This window comes from Pseudomonas sp. Pseusp10, assembly GCF_059492225.1.
Map to the genome: position 1 here is coordinate 2,110,800 of NZ_CP168528.1, position 15,838 is coordinate 2,126,637.

The 15,838-nt window shown below is 59.4% G+C and carries 16 protein-coding genes; 10 read left to right on the plus strand and 6 right to left on the minus strand.

Going from position 1 to position 15,838, the window contains the following annotated elements; translation table 11 throughout:
- Position 1: 1 nt before the first annotated feature.
- Positions 2–1,291 carry an OprD family porin gene (locus ACEN8Z_RS09460; protein ID WP_495597457.1) on the minus strand — a complete coding sequence of 430 codons (1,290 nt, stop codon included), beginning with the start codon at positions 1,289–1,291 and terminating at the stop codon, positions 2–4.
- Positions 1,292–1,528: 237 nt separating this feature from the next.
- Between ACEN8Z_RS09460 and ACEN8Z_RS09465 the strand changes: the two genes are divergently transcribed.
- Positions 1,529–2,200, plus strand: coding sequence for a response regulator (locus ACEN8Z_RS09465; protein ID WP_007979804.1), 672 nt, complete (start codon positions 1,529–1,531; stop codon positions 2,198–2,200).
- Entirely contained in the window at positions 2,193–3,581 is a 1,389-nt protein-coding gene (locus ACEN8Z_RS09470) for a sensor histidine kinase (RefSeq protein WP_495597458.1), read from the plus strand. The genes ACEN8Z_RS09465 and ACEN8Z_RS09470 overlap by 8 nt, the downstream gene beginning before the upstream one ends.
- Before the next feature lie 128 nt (positions 3,582–3,709).
- Here ACEN8Z_RS09470 and ACEN8Z_RS09475 read toward each other — a convergent pair whose 3' ends face one another.
- Positions 3,710–4,531, minus strand: coding sequence for an HDOD domain-containing protein (locus ACEN8Z_RS09475; RefSeq protein WP_495597459.1), 822 nt, complete (start codon positions 4,529–4,531; stop codon positions 3,710–3,712).
- 24 nt (positions 4,532–4,555) lie between these two features.
- Positions 4,556–5,497 (minus strand): CAF17-like 4Fe-4S cluster assembly/insertion protein YgfZ, encoded by a 942-nt coding sequence (gene ygfZ, locus ACEN8Z_RS09480; protein WP_495597460.1) that lies wholly within the window; start codon positions 5,495–5,497, stop codon positions 4,556–4,558.
- A 149-nt stretch (positions 5,498–5,646) separates the two neighbouring features.
- Here ygfZ and ACEN8Z_RS09485 point away from each other — a divergent pair, with 149 nt between their 5' ends.
- Together ACEN8Z_RS09485 and ACEN8Z_RS09490 are read left to right on the plus strand one after the other, a co-directional pair.
- Positions 5,647–5,901, plus strand: coding sequence for an FAD assembly factor SdhE (locus ACEN8Z_RS09485; RefSeq protein WP_003184348.1), 255 nt, complete (start codon positions 5,647–5,649; stop codon positions 5,899–5,901).
- Positions 5,885–6,337 carry a protein YgfX gene (locus ACEN8Z_RS09490; protein ID WP_495597461.1) on the plus strand — a complete coding sequence of 151 codons (453 nt, stop codon included), beginning with the start codon at positions 5,885–5,887 and terminating at the stop codon, positions 6,335–6,337. Before ACEN8Z_RS09485 ends, ACEN8Z_RS09490 begins: the two co-directional genes overlap by 17 nt.
- Here ACEN8Z_RS09490 and nadB read toward each other — a convergent pair.
- Positions 6,306–7,922: an L-aspartate oxidase gene (nadB, locus tag ACEN8Z_RS09495; protein WP_495597462.1), complete on the minus strand. Its 1,617-nt coding sequence runs from the start codon at positions 7,920–7,922 to the stop codon at positions 6,306–6,308. The genes ACEN8Z_RS09490 and nadB overlap by 32 nt on opposite strands.
- Before the next feature lie 552 nt (positions 7,923–8,474).
- Between nadB and rpoE the strand changes: the two genes are divergently transcribed.
- From rpoE to ACEN8Z_RS09515, 4 genes are all read left to right on the plus strand, one after another.
- A complete protein-coding gene (gene rpoE, locus ACEN8Z_RS09500; protein WP_003172477.1) occupies positions 8,475–9,056 on the plus strand; it encodes an RNA polymerase sigma factor RpoE/AlgU in 582 nt (193 codons plus the stop codon).
- Between the two features lie 31 nt (positions 9,057–9,087).
- Entirely contained in the window at positions 9,088–9,675 is a 588-nt protein-coding gene (locus ACEN8Z_RS09505) for a sigma-E factor negative regulatory protein (RefSeq protein WP_007996213.1), read from the plus strand.
- Between the two features lie 8 nt (positions 9,676–9,683).
- Positions 9,684–10,643 carry a MucB/RseB C-terminal domain-containing protein gene (locus tag ACEN8Z_RS09510; protein WP_108227775.1) on the plus strand — a complete coding sequence of 320 codons (960 nt, stop codon included), beginning with the start codon at positions 9,684–9,686 and terminating at the stop codon, positions 10,641–10,643.
- Positions 10,644–10,821: 178 nt separating this feature from the next.
- Positions 10,822–12,246 carry a DegQ family serine endoprotease gene (locus ACEN8Z_RS09515; protein ID WP_495597463.1) on the plus strand — a complete coding sequence of 475 codons (1,425 nt, stop codon included), beginning with the start codon at positions 10,822–10,824 and terminating at the stop codon, positions 12,244–12,246.
- Between the two features lie 84 nt (positions 12,247–12,330).
- Here ACEN8Z_RS09515 and ACEN8Z_RS09520 read toward each other — a convergent pair whose 3' ends face one another.
- Positions 12,331–13,764, minus strand: a complete 1,434-nt coding sequence (locus tag ACEN8Z_RS09520) for a M48 family metalloprotease (protein ID WP_495597464.1) — start codon at positions 13,762–13,764, stop codon at positions 12,331–12,333.
- A gap of 98 nt (positions 13,765–13,862) precedes the next feature.
- Between ACEN8Z_RS09520 and ACEN8Z_RS09525 the strand changes: the two genes are divergently transcribed.
- Together ACEN8Z_RS09525 and ACEN8Z_RS09530 are read left to right on the plus strand one after the other, a co-directional pair.
- Entirely contained in the window at positions 13,863–14,102 is a 240-nt protein-coding gene (locus ACEN8Z_RS09525; RefSeq protein ID WP_007996208.1) for a sulfurtransferase TusA family protein, read from the plus strand.
- A 31-nt stretch (positions 14,103–14,133) separates the two neighbouring features.
- Positions 14,134–15,204, plus strand: coding sequence for an AI-2E family transporter (locus ACEN8Z_RS09530; protein ID WP_495597465.1), 1,071 nt, complete (start codon positions 14,134–14,136; stop codon positions 15,202–15,204).
- Between the two features lie 159 nt (positions 15,205–15,363).
- On the opposite strand, the gene ACEN8Z_RS09535 is transcribed toward ACEN8Z_RS09530, so the two are convergent.
- Positions 15,364–15,837 carry a peroxiredoxin gene (locus tag ACEN8Z_RS09535; RefSeq protein ID WP_495597466.1) on the minus strand — a complete coding sequence of 158 codons (474 nt, stop codon included), beginning with the start codon at positions 15,835–15,837 and terminating at the stop codon, positions 15,364–15,366.
- Between the last annotated feature and the right edge of the window lies 1 nt (position 15,838).

Below are 15,838 nucleotides of genomic sequence, written 5' to 3' on the forward strand. Positions count from 1 at the left end.
ATTACCAAAGGGCAACGCTATAGCTCACCAGCAGACGCACTTCATCGGCATCGCGAGCAGAGTAGTTGGAGCGGTAGGTGGCGTTGCGCAAGCGCACGGCGACATCCTTGAGTGCGCCGCTTTGTACAACATATTTAATCTCGGAGTTGCGTTCCCACTCTTTGCCTTCGTCACCGTTCTTGAGCTTGATGTTGTCACCGCTCACGTAACGGCTCATGAAGCTCAGGCCGGGGACGCCGAGGGTGACGAAGTCGAAGTCATAACGCGCTTGCCAGGAGCGCTCCTCGGCGCCGGCAAAGTCGTTGATCTGGACGAAGTTCACCAGGTACGGGTCGCTGCCATCCACATACGGGAATGCGCTGTCGCCGGACATGTGCTGGTAGCCCGCGCTGAACTTGTGCCCGCTCAAGGCGTAACTCACCAGACCGTTGAGGGATTTGTTATCGATCTTGCCGCCACGGGCCTCGCCCTGGTCATCACTGATGGCAAGCCGCAGGTCAGTGCCAAAGGTACCGGGACCGAATGGCTGCGAGGCGATCAACCCGAGAAAGTGCTGGTTGTAGACTTCATCGAGTTGCGCGAAGTGGTAGCTGCCGGTGATCTTGTCGGTGAACTTGTAGTCCAGGCCACCAAAGTCAAAGTGCTTGCCGGCCACAGTGCCAGCGAAACGGCTGTTCTTGTTGTTGAGGGCAATGTCCTCGAAGTCGGTGCTGTCGCGATCCTTGGCCTTGTCGAGGCGCCCGCCGGTGAAGGTCAGGTTCTTGATCTCTTTGGAGGTCAGCATGCCGCCTTCGAAGGTCTGTGGCAGGATGCGCCCGTCGTTGGCCTTGAGAATCGGCAGTTCCGGGAACAGGGTGCCGATTTTCAGCTCGCTGGCGGAGATCTTCACTTTGCCGGTCAGGCCGAGCTTGGAGTATTCGTCGACGGCCCGTCCATCGTCGGTCGGCAGCAGGCCGGTACCGGTACGATCCGGGCTCGAATCGAGCTTGACCCCCATCATGCCCAGGGCATCGACACCGAACCCCACGGTGCCGTCGGTGTAGCCTGATTTCAGATTGAGCATGAAGCCCTGGGCCCACTCGTCACGCTTGGACTGTTGGGCGCTGGTGCCGTCGCGAAAATCGCGATTGAAGTACATGTTGCGGGTTTCGAAAGTGGCCGAGCTGTCTTCGAAGAATGCGGCCTGGCTCAATGGTGAAAAGCCGGCAAGGGCGGCAGCGCTGGCAAGCGCAGTGTGGCTGAAACGGGAGAGGCGGGCAGGCGCGATAGCCTGGGTCTGCAGGGACTGCATGGATGACTTACTCCGTTTATTGTTCTTATTTGTCGAAAACGCTTCGAGGCGTTTTTCGTATCGCTGTGTGGCGGCAGCGACGGCAGTCGAAACTGTCCGTGGCCGGACTGTAACGGGCTAACCTTTCGCTAACCTTTCAGCTGACTTTCACGGTTTTCGGGCTTCACAGCGGCGGTTGCGGCTGTAAACTTCGCGCCAGAGAATGGCGTCGACCATCCCGGAATGAGGTAAAGATCCATGCGTGTCCTGCTCGTCGAAGACCATCTGCAGCTCGCCGAAAGTGTCGCCCAGGCGCTCAAGAGCACCGGGCTGACCGTGGACGTGCTGCACGATGGCGTGGCGGCCGACCTGGCGCTGGGCAGCGAGGAATACGCCATGGCGATCCTCGACGTCGGCTTGCCGCGCATGGATGGTTTCGAAGTGCTGGCGCGTTTGCGGGCGCGGGGCAAGAACCTGCCGGTTTTGATGCTGACCGCGCGCAGCGATGTCAAAGATCGCGTCCACGGCCTGAACCTTGGCGCCGACGATTACCTGGCCAAGCCATTCGAACTGACCGAGCTGGAAGCCCGGGTCAAAGCCTTGCTGCGCCGCAGTGTGCTGGGCGGTGAGCGTATTCAGCGCTGCGGTGTGCTGGCCTATGACCTGGAAACCCGGCGTTTCACCCTCGGCGAAGAGCTGCTGACCCTGACCTCCCGCGAACAGGCTGTACTCGAAGCCCTGATTGCGCGTCCCGGCCGGGTGATGAGCAAGGAGCAACTGGCCTCCCAAGTGTTCGGTCTCGATGAAGAGGCCAGTCCCGATGCGATCGAAATCTACGTGCACCGCCTGCGCAAGAAACTCGACGGCCAGCCGGTCGCCATCGTGACCTTCCGCGGCCTCGGTTACTTGCTGGAAAGCCGCGATGCATAAGCCCAGCAGCCTGCGTTGGCGGTTGCTGTGGAACCTGGCTTTATTGCTGGTGGTGTTGATGCTGGCCAGCGGCTTGAGCGCCTACTGGAACGGTCGCGAAGCCGCCGACACGGCCTATGACCGCACCTTGCTGGCCTCGGCGCGGACCATCGCTGCCGGCATCTCCCAGCGCGACGGCACCCTGAGTGCCGACGTGCCCTACGTGGCCCTCGATACGTTTGCCTACGACAGCGCCGGGCGGATTTTCTATCTGGTCAACGACATCAATCAGAAGCTGATTTCCGGTTACGAAAACCTGCCGGCGCCACCGCCGGGAACGCCGCGCACCGATGACTATCCGGCGCTGGCACGTTTCTACAACGCCCAGTATCGCGGGCAGAACGTGCGCGTGGTGAGCCTGCTCAAACCCGTGAGCGAGCCGAACATGAACGGCATGGCGGAAATCCGCGTAGCAGAAACCGATGAAGCGCGAGTGAGCATGGCCCGCAGTCTGGCGGCGGATACTTTGTTACGCCTGGGTATGCTGGCAGTCGGGGCATTGATGCTGGTGTGGTTTGCGGTGAGTGCCGCATTGCGCCCGCTGGAGCGCTTGCGCACGGCGGTGGAAGAGCGCCAGCCGGACGATCTGCGCCCCTTGCCTCTGGTGGAAGTACAACGCGAATTATGGCCGTTGGTGCGTGCACTCAATCACTTTACCGAGCGCCTGCGCGGGCAGTTCGAGAAACAGGCGCAATTCATCGCCGATGCGGCCCATGAACTGCGTACGCCTCTGGCGGCGCTCAAGGCGCGACTGGAACTGGGCATGCGCTCAGCCGAGCCCGATACCTGGCGCAGCACTTTGGAGACCGCGGCCCAGGGTACTGATCGCTTGACCCACCTGGCCAATCAGTTGCTTTCCCTGGCGCGGGTCGAAAATGGTGCCAGGGCGATTGCCGAGGGCGGCGCGCAGTTGCTGGACCTGAGTCAATTGGCCCGGGAGCTGGGCATGGCCATGGCGCCGTTGGCGCACAAGCGCGGTATCGCGCTGGCGCTGGAGGCGGATGAACCCGTCTGGCTGCGGGGCGAGCCGACGCTATTGAACGAGCTGCTGAGCAATCTGGTGGATAACGCACTGGCCCACACGCCACCGGGTGGCAACGTGATTTTGCGCGTCTCGGCGCCAGCGGTGCTGGAAGTCGAAGATGATGGTCCCGGCATTCCTCTGGAGGAGCGCGGCCGGGTATTCGAGCGTTTTTACCGACGCAATCAGCAAGTGGCCGGTTCGGGGTTGGGTTTGGCGATTGTCGGTGAGATCTGCCGCGCGCATCTGGCCCAGATCAGCCTGCACGATGGCGAGCAGGCGGGGTTGAAGGTGCGGGTGAGCTTTGTTGCCGGAGAGTGATGGGGCTTGTTCTGGCCCCATCGCGAGCGAGCTCGCTCCCACATTGGATCTATGCAACACCACAAATCCCTGTGGGAGCGAGCTTGCTCCGGGCGGCGTTCCGACGATGGGGGCAACGCGGTCTTTGATCAGTAAAACATCGAGCGTGTTTCTTCCAGATCGGCACACATCGCCGTGTTGTCCGGATCGATCCCGAGCTTGACGAAAGCAGGTACGCTGAAGGGATCGATGCTCGAGATCAGATGGTCAGTGTCTTTGTGGCAATACAGACTGGCCACCTGCACCAGATCCACATAATCGACCTGCGCAGACTGGCGTTGAAAGTTCAGGTATAGCTGCGGCACTTGCACCAGCATGTCGGGAAACTCCCAGACCCTGAGCAGTTTTTCGCCGATCAGCGGATGAATCCGGTCGATCACATGGTTGAGGCTGACCGGGTCGGACAGCAGCTCATAGTGATCTTCGGCGTAGGTCAGGATCGGCAGCACGCCGATCTGATGCACCAGCCCGCCAAGGGCCGCCTGGTCGGGCTTGAGTCGGGTGTAGCGGCGGCACAAGGCGTAGCTGACGCCGGCGATTTCCAGGCTTTTACGCCAGACATCGCGCATCTTCTGTTCCACCACGTCGGAGCGGGCATGGAAAATCTGCTCCATGACCAGGCCGATCGCCAGATTACAGCTGTAGTTGATGCCCAGGCGGGTGATCGCGGTATGCAGATCGGTCACTTCCTGGGTCGCGCGCAACAGTGGGCTATTGACCACTTTGATCAGGCGTGCCGACAGCGCGGTATCACGACCGATCACTTTGCTCAGGGTACTGACGCTGACTTCCGGGTTTTCTGCGGCCTTGCGAATTTGCAGGGCCACTTCCGGTAACGTTGGCAGAACCAGGTCATCGTTATTGATGGCCTCAACCAAATCCTGTTGGACCTTTTCCGCCAGCTCGCTCATTTAGTCTCTCTAGAAGTGCTGCCGTTACTGCTGGATTTCGCGATCGCGGTCCAGTTCATAAGGCAGGTCGAGCAGCTGCAAGGACGGCCCTTCGAGCGCGCCCAGGTGGATGTCTCCACTGTCTGCTGCTTCGGCTTGCAACACAGCCAGGAGTTCAATGTTCTGTCCGGCGCTGGCAGCCAGCACCACTTCGCCGATGGAGCTGCCGTGGGTTGGGGAAAACAGCGGTATACCCGGTTCAGGCAGTTCGCTGGCAGCCAGTTGCAGGCGATACAAGCGGCGCTTGAGTTTGCCCAGGTACTGCATCCGCGCGACGATTTCCTGCCCGGTGTAGCAACCTTTCTTGAAACTCACGCCACCGATCGCTTGCAGGTTGAGCATCTGTGGGATGAACAACTCGCGGGTGCCCGGCATGACCTGGCCGATCCCGGCGCGGACCTGACCCAGCAGCCATTGATTCAGATCACCTTCGCTCAGCACCGCCGATAGCTTGCTCTTGACCGCATCGGCAAGACCTGCGGCGACCCACAACTCGGCGCGCTCAGGCGAGACACGGATGGCAATCAACCCATCGTTGCGCACGACGCTGTCGGTTTCTGCCGGCAGGTCCAGGCCGAGGCTGGCCAGTACGGTGTCGCCATGGTCAACGCCGAAGCGGACCCAGGCGGCACTTTCGTCGGTCAGTTTCGACTTGGAAAACACCGCGTACTTTTTCAGGTCCGCCAGTTGTGGTTCGAGTAATTCGGTGGCCATGGCCAGGACTACGCCGTCCCCTTCGAGCAGGATGCGGAAACTCGATTGCATCCGGCCTTTTTGGGTGCAGCGCGCACCGAGGCTGGCCCGGGAATCGCTCAGGTAGTCGAGATTGCAGGTCAGTTGGCCTTGCAGGAATTTGCTGGCGTCCGCGCCGCGGACCGCGAGAACACCTTCATGAGAAAGGGTGCAGAAAAAAGCAGAATCGGCCATGGGTCATCGCAGGGTAAAGAGTCTGGCGGACATCATAAGGGGACGCCTTGGAAATGGGTAGTTCACAAAGGATCACCGGTGCCCGACCAAAGCCGACTGTTCGACCGGGCGCGGGCCTGTATACTTGCGGCCTATTTGAGGAGCGCTCCATGGTCGAAGATGTTGAACTGAACCGCCTCTACTGGCACAGCCGCCGCGGCATGCTCGAGCTTGACGTGTTGCTGGTGCCGTTTGTGAAAGAGGTTTACCCGCACCTCAACGAGGTTGATCGCGCCTGCTACGTCAGGTTGCTCGAATGCGAAGATCAGGACATGTTCGGCTGGTTCATGGAACGCAGTGAATCCGAAGATCCTGAACTGCAACGCATGGTTCGCATGATCCTGGATCGTGTCCAGCCCAAGTAACGGGTTCGAATGCCGCTGGCATGCCTCACGGCAGTTGCTGGCGGCGTATCTTTTGGCCCAGCTGTTCGCGTTGGGTTCGTTGTTTTTACTGTCAATTCCGCTCTGGGCCAGCTCGCTCGGCATCGTGCTGTGCGTGGCTCACGGAGTCTGGCTGTTGCCCCGGCAAATCCTGCTGACGCACCCGCAGGCATTTTGCGGCTTGCGGCGCGATGCCGATGGCTGGCAGTTGTGGAGTCGGGCCAAGGGTTGGCAGCCCGTGCAATTAAGACCGGACAGCCTGGCGCTGCCGTTGATTGTGGTATTGCGTTTTCGTCTGCGTGGCGAACGCCGGGTCAGGGCCATTTGCGTGCCCCGGGATGCGCAGGCGGCGGATGTGCACCGACGCCTGCGGGTCCGGCTCAAATTCAGCCGGCGTAGGTGGGCGGCACCAGAATAGTGTCCAGCGCGACCGGCAACATGTCCGGATAGTCGAGGGTGTAATGCAGGCCACGGCTTTCCTTGCGCTCCATGGCTGACAGAATCATCAGCTCGGCCACTTGGGCCAGGTTGCGCAGCTCGATCAAATCCCTGCTGACTTTGTAGTTGCTGTAGAACTCGTCGATTTCATCCAGCAACAGTTGCACGCGGTGTTGTGCCCGTTGCAGGCGCTTGTTGGTGCGCACGATGCCGACGTAGTCCCACATGAATCGCCGCAGCTCATCCCAGTTGTGCGCAATGATCACGTCTTCATCGGAATCGGTGACCTGGCTCGCATCCCAGGCGGGAAGGGGGGCTGGCATCGGCACCCGGGGCAGTTGTTCGAGTATGTCCGCGGCCGCTGAGCGGGCATAAACGAAACATTCCAGCAGTGAGTTGCTGGCCATGCGGTTGGCGCCGTGCAGGCCGGTAAAACTGGTTTCGCCAATGGCGTACAGCCCCGGCACATCGGTACGGCCCTGCTGGTCGACCATCACGCCGCCGCAGGTGTAGTGCGCCGCCGGTACCACCGGAATCGGTTGTTTGGTGATATCGATGGAAAATTCCAGGCAGCGTTCGTACACCGTCGGGAAGTGCGTCTTGATGAAGGCTTCGGGCTTGTGGCTGATGTCCAGATAGACGCAATCGATGCCCAAGCGCTTCATTTCATGGTCGATGGCCCGGGCGACGATGTCCCGTGGCGCCAACTCGGCCCGTGGATCGAAGCGCTGCATGAAGCGCTCGCCGTTGGGTAGCTTCAGGTGTGCACCCTCGCCCCGCAGGGCTTCGGTGACAAGGAAACTCTTGGCTTGCGGGTGATACAGGCAAGTGGGGTGGAACTGGTTGAATTCCAGGTTCGCCACCCGGCAGCCCGAGCGCCAGGCCATGGCGATACCGTCGCCGCAGGCGCCGTCAGGGTTGCTGGTGTACAGGTAAACCTTGGCCGCGCCACCTGAGGCGAGGATCACAAAGCGCGCGCCATAGGTGTCGACTTCGCCGGTGCCGCGATTGAGTACATAGGCGCCAAGGCAGCGATCACCTTCGAGTCCCAGGCGTTTCTCCGTGATCAGGTCAACGGCGACCCGCTGTTCCAGCAGTTCGATGTTTGGTCGTTTCCTGGCCTGGTCGAGCAGGGTTGTGAAAATGGCGGCGCCGGTGGCATCGGCGGCGTGGATGATGCGTCGATGGCTGTGACCGCCTTCGCGGGTCAGGTGGAACTCGAACCCGCCATCTTCGTTATTCGACTGTTCATCGCGGGTAAAGGGCACGCCCTGGTCGATCAGCCATTGAATCGCTTCCTTGCTGTGCTCGACGGTAAAGCGCACGGCGTCCTCATGACACAGGCCGCCGCCGGCATTGAGCGTGTCATCGACATGGGATTCAACGGTGTCGGTGTCATCCAGCACGGCCGCAACGCCGCCCTGGGCCCAGAAAGTCGAGCCATTGGCGAGGTTGCCCTTGCTCAGAACGGCAATGCGCAAATGACCGGGCAAGGTCAGCGCAAGGCTCAAGCCGGCAGCACCGCTGCCAATTACCAGAACATCGTGTTGAAACTGTTGGCTCATTTCAGGATTCCGCTCAAAGCGACCCGGGTCGGGGGTGGTGCAGCTGGACAGGCGAGTCAAGGCAGCCGCACAGCCCACTAGTATATAGAGGGGGGGAGCGGCACAATACCCGAGCCAGCATGGCATTGTGAAACTACTGTGACGCAAAATATCGGACGCTTCGTCGGATGTTTTTCTGCCCGTTGCGCGCGAGAATGACTGTATCGCCGATTTAACAGTCTTTTTCCCTACACGGTTGCACAATGTCGGGTCGGCACAGCTATAAATATTTGGAACTTTTGCCAAAGTGCCAAGATCAATAGACGGTTGTCTGAAACAAGGGACAGTGTCGGCTTCAGTGCGGGATTGCAGTTCGATCCTTGCCCAGGAAACCGATGACAAGATTATTCGCGCAGCCGGGTCAACTCGCGCTGCGCTTTTCGTGCGTGCCAAATCAGAGCCCGCAGGAAACTTGCCTGGAGGGGGAGAACTTTTGCGAAAAGCCCGAGTCTATGTCTGCAAGTCTAGTCGTTTAGTTCTGCAAGCCTCCTCCGAGCTCATCGAGGAGTGTTCATGCTAACCCAGGAAGAGGATCAGCAACTGGTCGAGCGCGTTCAACGCGGCGACAAGCGTGCTTTCGATCTGCTAGTGCTGAAATACCAGCACAAAATTCTCGGGTTGATCGTGCGTTTCGTGCACGACACCCATGAAGCCCAGGATGTGGCACAAGAAGCCTTTATCAAGGCGTACCGTGCACTTGGAAATTTTCGCGGAGACAGCGCGTTTTATACGTGGCTTTACCGCATCGCCATCAACACGGCGAAAAACTATCTGGTTTCACGCGGCCGTCGGCCGCCGGATAGCGATGTCAGTTCCGAGGATGCAGAGTTCTACGATGGCGATCATGGCCTCAAGGATCTCGAGTCGCCAGAACGGGCTTTGCTGCGGGATGAGATCGAAGGCACCGTCCATCGAACCATTCAGCAACTGCCGGAAGATTTGCGTACGGCTTTAACTTTACGTGAGTTTGATGGTCTGAGTTACGAGGACATTGCGAGTGTCATGCAATGTCCGGTAGGCACCGTGCGCTCCCGGATTTTCCGCGCCCGGGAGGCCATCGACAAAGCCCTGCAGCCGTTGTTGCAGGAAAACTAAAGACAGCGGCGACAGCCAAGAGAGGAACGCCATGAGTCGTGAAGCCCTGCAGGAATCGCTGTCCGCAGTGATGGATAACGAAGCGGACGAATTGGAATTGCGTCGGGTATTGAATGCCTGTGACGATGTTGAAACCCGTGAAACATGGGCTCGTTATCAGATCGCCCGGGCAGTGATGCACAAGGATCTGCTGCTTCCGCGTCTGGACATCGCTGCGGCTGTTTCTGCTGCCCTGGCTGACGAAGCCGTACCGGCAAAACCTTCCCGTGGTCCATGGCGCAGCCTGGGTCGTCTGGCGGTCGCAGCTTCCGTGACCCTGGCGGTGCTGGCCGGTGTGCGTCTGTACAACCAGGATGAGATCGCCGGTGTCGAACTGGCCCAGCAATCCAGTCAACCCGCGCTGGCCGTTCCTCAAGTAAAAGGCCCTGCTGTCCTGGCAGGCTACAATGAGAGTTCGCAAGCGACTGGCCCAATGGCCAACGGCGTTTTGCAAGGTCAGCCAGGCTGGCACGATCAGCGTCTGCCAGGTTACTTGCGCCAACATGCACAACAGGCTGCACTGAAAGGTACTGAGAGCGCTCTGCCGTACGCTCGTGCCGCAAGTCTGGAAAACCGTTAAGGAGGATCATGCGCGCCATACCTCTACTTTCGCTTCTGCTCAGCGGCTGGTTCATCGTTCCAGCCCAAGCCGATGATGCCCAGGACTGGTTGACCCGCCTGGGCCAGGCAGAGCAACAGCAAAGCTTTCAGGGTACTTTCGTCTACGAGCGTAACGGTAGTTTTTCTACCCATAACATCTGGCACCGCGTCCAGGATGGAAAGGTCCGCGAGCGTTTGATCCAGCTCGACGGCTCAGCGCAGGAAGTCGTACGCATTGATGGACATACTCAATGCGTCAGCGGCACCCTGATTGCAGGGCTGGGGGATTCGCCAAACTCCGCAGCTCGTGCCCTCGACCCACAAAAGCTGAAGAATTGGTATGACCTTGCTGTCGTCGGTAAGTCGCGTGTCGCCGGGCGTTCGGCGGTAATCGTGTCGCTGACCCCCCGCGACCAACACCGCTACGGTTTTGAACTGCATCTGGATAAAGAGACCGGCCTGCCCCTGAAGTCTTTGCTATTGGACGACAAGGGACGATTGTTGGAGCGCTTCCAATTTACGCAACTGGATACCGCTGACGTTCCTTCCGAAAACGACTTGCAGGCCAGTAATGATTGCAAGGCAGTCAACCTCGAAAGCGACAAGGCTTCCGCAGTCAAAGCTGCACAAGTCTGGCATTCGGACTGGCTACCACCCGGTTTCGAGCTGACCAGCAGTACAGCACGCAAGGATCCGGAAACCAAAACCCAGGTCAACAGCCTGCTGTATGATGATGGTCTGGCGCGGTTTTCGGTGTTCCTGGAGCCTTTGAACGGCGCAACAGTCACCGACACCCGTACTCAGTTGGGGCCGACCGTTGCGGTTTCCCGGCGCTTGACCACGGCACAGGGCGACATGATGGTGACCGTCGTCGGCGAGATACCGGTCGGTACTGCTGAACGGATAGCGCTTTCGATGCGTACCGACGCCGCTGCAACCAAGCAGTGAGCTGAGTTCGAAATGTTTCGTGAGCATTTCAATTTGCAAAAAGCCCGTAAATTTCTTATAGGTCAGAGCCCCTCGGCTCTGGCCTTGTTTGTTGTTCCCGGAACAAAAATACCGGCGTATTGTTCCCGGTGTTCCTTGCTCCATATCGCTTAACCCTGCTCGTCGTAACGGGAGCCGTATGTCGATACCACGCTTGAAGTCCTACCTTTCCATTATTGCCACCGTGCTGGTGCTCGGTCAGGCGGTCACCGCCCAAGCGGTCGAACTGCCTGACTTTACGCAACTGGTCGAACAGGCTTCGCCTGCGGTCGTGAACATCAGTACCACGCAAAAGCTGCCGGATCGCAAGGTCAGCCAGCAAATGCCTGACCTTGAAGGTTTGCCGCCGATGCTGCGCGAATTCTTCGAACGGGGCATGCCGCCACAATCCCGTTCGCCTCGCGACCGTCAGCGTGAGGCAACCTCCCTGGGTTCGGGTTTCATCATCTCTTCCGATGGCTATATCCTGACCAACAACCACGTGATAGCCGACGCTGACGAAATCCTCGTCCGTCTGGCTGATCGCAGCGAAATGAAAGCCAAGCTGATCGGTACCGATCCACGCTCCGACGTGGCGCTGCTGAAAATCGAAGCCAAGGGGCTGCCAGTGCTGAAGCTTGGTAAGTCCCAGGACCTGAAAGCCGGCCAATGGGTTGTCGCGATTGGTTCGCCATTCGGCTTTGACCATACGGTGACCCAAGGCATCGTCAGTGCCGTCGGTCGCAGCCTGCCGAACGAGAACTATGTGCCGTTCATCCAGACCGACGTGCCGATCAACCCGGGTAACTCGGGCGGCCCGCTGTTCAACCTGAACGGTGAGGTGGTCGGGATCAACTCGCAGATCTATACCCGCTCCGGTGGCTTCATGGGTGTGTCGTTTGCTATCCCGATCGACGTGGCCATGGATGTTTCCAATCAGCTGAAATCCGGTGGCAAGGTCAGCCGTGGCTGGCTGGGTGTCGTGATTCAGGAAGTGAGCAAGGACCTGGCCGAGTCGTTCGGTCTGGAAAAACCGGCGGGTGCGCTGGTTGCCCAGATCCAGGATGATGGCCCGGCTGCCAAGGGTGGCCTGCAAGTGGGCGACGTGATCCTGAGCATGAACGGTCAGCCAATCGTTATGTCGGCCGACCTGCCGCACCTCGTTGGCGCTTTGAAGGCTGGTTCAAAAGCCAATCTGGAAGTGATTCGTGACGGCAAGCGCAAGAATGTCGAGCTGACCGTTGGTGCCATTCCGGAAGAAGGTAAAGAGCTGGGCGCCGAGCCGAAATCCAGCATCGAGCGCAGTAGCAATCGCCTCGGTGTCTCCGTGGTCGAGCTGACGGACGAACAGAAGAAAACCTACGACCTCAAAGGTGGTGTGGTGATCAAGGAAGTCCAGGACGGTCCTGCCGCCATGATTGGCTTGCAGCCGGGTGATGTGATCACCCACCTGAACAACCAGGCCATCGGTTCCACCAAGGAGTTCGCGGACATCGCCAAGGCGCTGCCAAAGAACCGCTCGGTATCGATGCGGGTACTGCGTCAGGGTCGAGCGAGCTTCATCACCTTCAAACTGGCTGAATAACCCGGTTGTTGGTTGAATAAAAAAACCGCCTCGAAAGAGGCGGTTTTTTTTTGTCCGGATTTTTGTCTCCGGGGTGGGGGGGGGTCAACCCATCATGTCCTTGATCATGCGTTCCTGTTCCATCAGCTCGCGTTGTCGTGCGTCGATCCGCGAAGACAGCGGGAAGTTGCTGCCTGCCTTGCGTTTGGCGAAGTCCAGTTGCTGGATGGCCTGTTTGTAGTCCCCGACCAGCGCAAAATATTCGGCGCGAGCCTGATGCAGGCCGATGATATTGCCCGACAGGCCGCGCGTCTCGGCAACCTGATACCACACGTCCGGATCATCCGGGCGCGACTTGAGCAGGCCTTCCAGGGCTTTCTCCGCATCGCCAGCGCGGTTCTGCTTGAGTAGCAGGTCGACGCGCACCTGATTCAGCGGATAGTTGCCAGGGTACTGGGTCATCAACCGGTCAACCCGGGACTGTGCATCCGGCAGGCGATTGTTGGTGATGTCCAGATCGACCTGAGCCAGGTTGTAAATGATTTCGTTGGGTGACTTGGCCAGTAGCGGCTTGAGGTTTTCCCGGGCTTCGTTCAGTTGGCCGCCCTTGATCTGGGCAATCGCCAGGCCATAGCGCGCTACGTCGTTTTTCGGGTTCTCGTCGAGCAGGGCGCGGAAGCGCTTGGCACCGAGCCCCGGGGTTTCTTCATAGATCAGTTGGACGCGCGCGCGGATCAGTTGATAACGCATGCTGTCTTCGATACCGCCATGTGGCGCCAGTTCGGCGCGGTTGCGGGTGTCGGCGATACGCGATTCGGTGACCGGGTGAGTCAGCAGGAATTCCGGTGGCTTGGCATCGTAGCGGTACTGACGCATCAGTCGCTCGAACATGGTGGGCATCGACCGGGGGTCGTAACCGGCCTTTTCCAGATTGAGAATGCCGATACGGTCGGCTTCCTGTTCGTTCTGACGGGAGAAACGCCGCTGTTCCTGAATGGCCGCTGCCTGTGTGCCGGCAATGGCCGCGATCCCGGCGTCACCGGCACCGGCGGCTGCAACCACGATCCCGGCCAGCAATGCCGCCATCATCGGCACTTGCATGCGTTTTTGCGCTTCGACGCCCCGGGCAAAGTGGCGCTGCGACAAGTGAGCCAATTCGTGTGCCAGTACCGAGGCGTATTCGCCTTCGGTCTGGGCATTCAGGAATAAACCACCGTTAACCCCGACAATCCCGCCCGGCGCCGCAAAGGCGTTGAGTTGCGGGCTGTTGATCAGGATGAATTCCAGGCGCCGGTCAGTGACCTGGCTGGTCTCCACCAGTCGGTAAACGCTGGATTCCACGTAATCCTTGAGTTGTGGATCGTTGAGCTGCGAAACCTGACTGCGCAACATTGCCAGCCAGGCGCGGCCGAGCTGGTACTCCTGTTGCGGCGAGACAATGGCAGAACTGGCGTCGCCGAGTGACGGCAGGTCGTCGGCGAAGCCCGGTGAGGCGAGCAGGCAAGCGAGCGTCAGCAGGGTAGGGCGCAAAAATGTCATGCACAAAGCCTTAGTCGACAAAGACCTTACTGTAGCCGGACACCGGCGTTGCGACCAGATATTCTAGGCAACTCAACCACCTGACCCGGAGTGATGCAATGACCGACGCTGTAGAGCATGACGTTGAACTGGACGCCAGTGGCCTGAATTGTCCGTTGCCGTTGCTCAAGGCCAAGATGGAGCTCAACCGGCTGGCCAGTGGTGCGGTACTCAAGGTCATCGCCACAGATGCGGGTTCGCAGCGCGACTTTCGCACCTTTGCCCGATTGGCCGGTCATACCCTGCTTCGTGAAGAAGATGACGCGGGTGTTTACCGCTACTGGTTGAAAAAAGCCTGAAATCGGCTGCGTTTGTTCCTAAGGATTATTGATGTTCAAAGTGTTACGCGACTGGATTCAGCGCTATTTCTCCGATGAAGAAGCGGTGGTGCTGGCTGTTCTGCTGTTTCTGGCGTTCACCGCCGTGTTGACTCTGGGCGGTATGCTGGCGCCGGTGCTCGCCGGGATGGTGCTGGCGTACCTGATGCAGGGGCTGGTGGTGACCCTCGAGCGCCTGCGGGTGCCGGGCTGGGTCGCGGTGGGGTTGGTCTTTGCGTTGTTCATGGGGCTGTTGCTGGTGTTCATCGTGGTAGTCGTGCCATTGCTCTGGCATCAACTGATCACGCTGTTCAACGAGTTGCCTGGCATGCTCGCCAAGTGGCAGTCATTGTTGCTGCTGCTGCCCGAGCGCTATCCGCATCTGGTGTCTGATGAGCAAGTGCTTCAGGCCATCGAAGTGGCGCGGGGCGAAATCGGCAAGTTTGGTCAGTGGGCACTGACGTTCTCGCTGTCGAGCCTGCCATTGCTGGTGAACATCATGATCTACCTGGTGCTGGTGCCGATCCTGGTGTTTTTCTTCCTCAAGGATCGGGCCATGATCGGCCAGTGGGTGCGCGGTTACCTGCCCCGTGAACGGGCGTTGATCACCCGGGTCGCCCATGAAATGAACCGGCAGATCGCCAACTACATTCGCGGCAAGGTCATCGAAATCTTCCTTTGCGGTGGCGTGACCTACATCGCCTTTGTTGTTCTTGAACTCAACTACGCGGCGCTGCTGGCATTGCTGGTGGGGATTTCGGTGGTGGTGCCTTATGTCGGCGCCGTGGTGGTGACCGTTCCCGTGTTTCTGATTGCACTGTTCCAGTGGGGCTGGAGCGATCAGTTCATTTACTTGATGGCGGTCTACGGGATCATCCAGACGCTGGATGGCAATGTGCTGGTGCCATTGCTGTTCTCGGAGGCGGTCAACCTGCACCCGGTGGCGATCATCTGTGCGGTGCTGCTGTTTGGCGGGTTGTGGGGCTTCTGGGGCGTGTTCTTTGCGATTCCCCTGGCGACGCTGTTCAAGGCTGTGCTTGACGCCTGGCCGCGCAAGGAGCCGGTGGTGGCGCCGTTGCTTTGATTGTCAGCGCCAAATTTTCGCTGAAATCAGGGGCCTCTTCGTCGGAACGCCGCCCGGACCAAGCCCGCTCCCACAGTTGACCGAGTTGTTCAGACGAACACGGTCAAAAATGTGGGAGCGGGCTTGCTCGCGAAGGCGTCCGGATAGGCGCTATATGACTCAGACTTTGTTCAAGGCCTGAGCCGCCGCCAGAACCGCATCAACATGCCCCGGCACCTTCACACCACGCCATTCCTGACGCAGCACGCCATTGGCGTCGATCAGGAACGTGCTGCGATCCACGCCCATGTATTCTTTGCCGTAGAGCTTTTTCAGCTTGATCACGTCGAACAGCTGGCAGATGGCTTCGTCCTTGTCGCTGATCAGTTCAAAGGGGAATTCTTGCTTGCACTTGAAGTTCTCGTGGGATTTCAGACTGTCGCGGGACACGCCGAACACTTCGGTATTGGCGGCCTTGAACGCAGCATACTGATCACGAAAGCCTTGCCCCTCGGTCGTGCAGCCCGGCGTGCTGTCCTTGGGGTAGAAGTAGATCACCACCTGCTTGCCTTTCAGGCCGGCGAGGCTGACGGTCTGCCCGCTGGTGGCGGGGGCTTCGAAATCGGCAACCGGTTGGTCGATGGCAACGGCCATG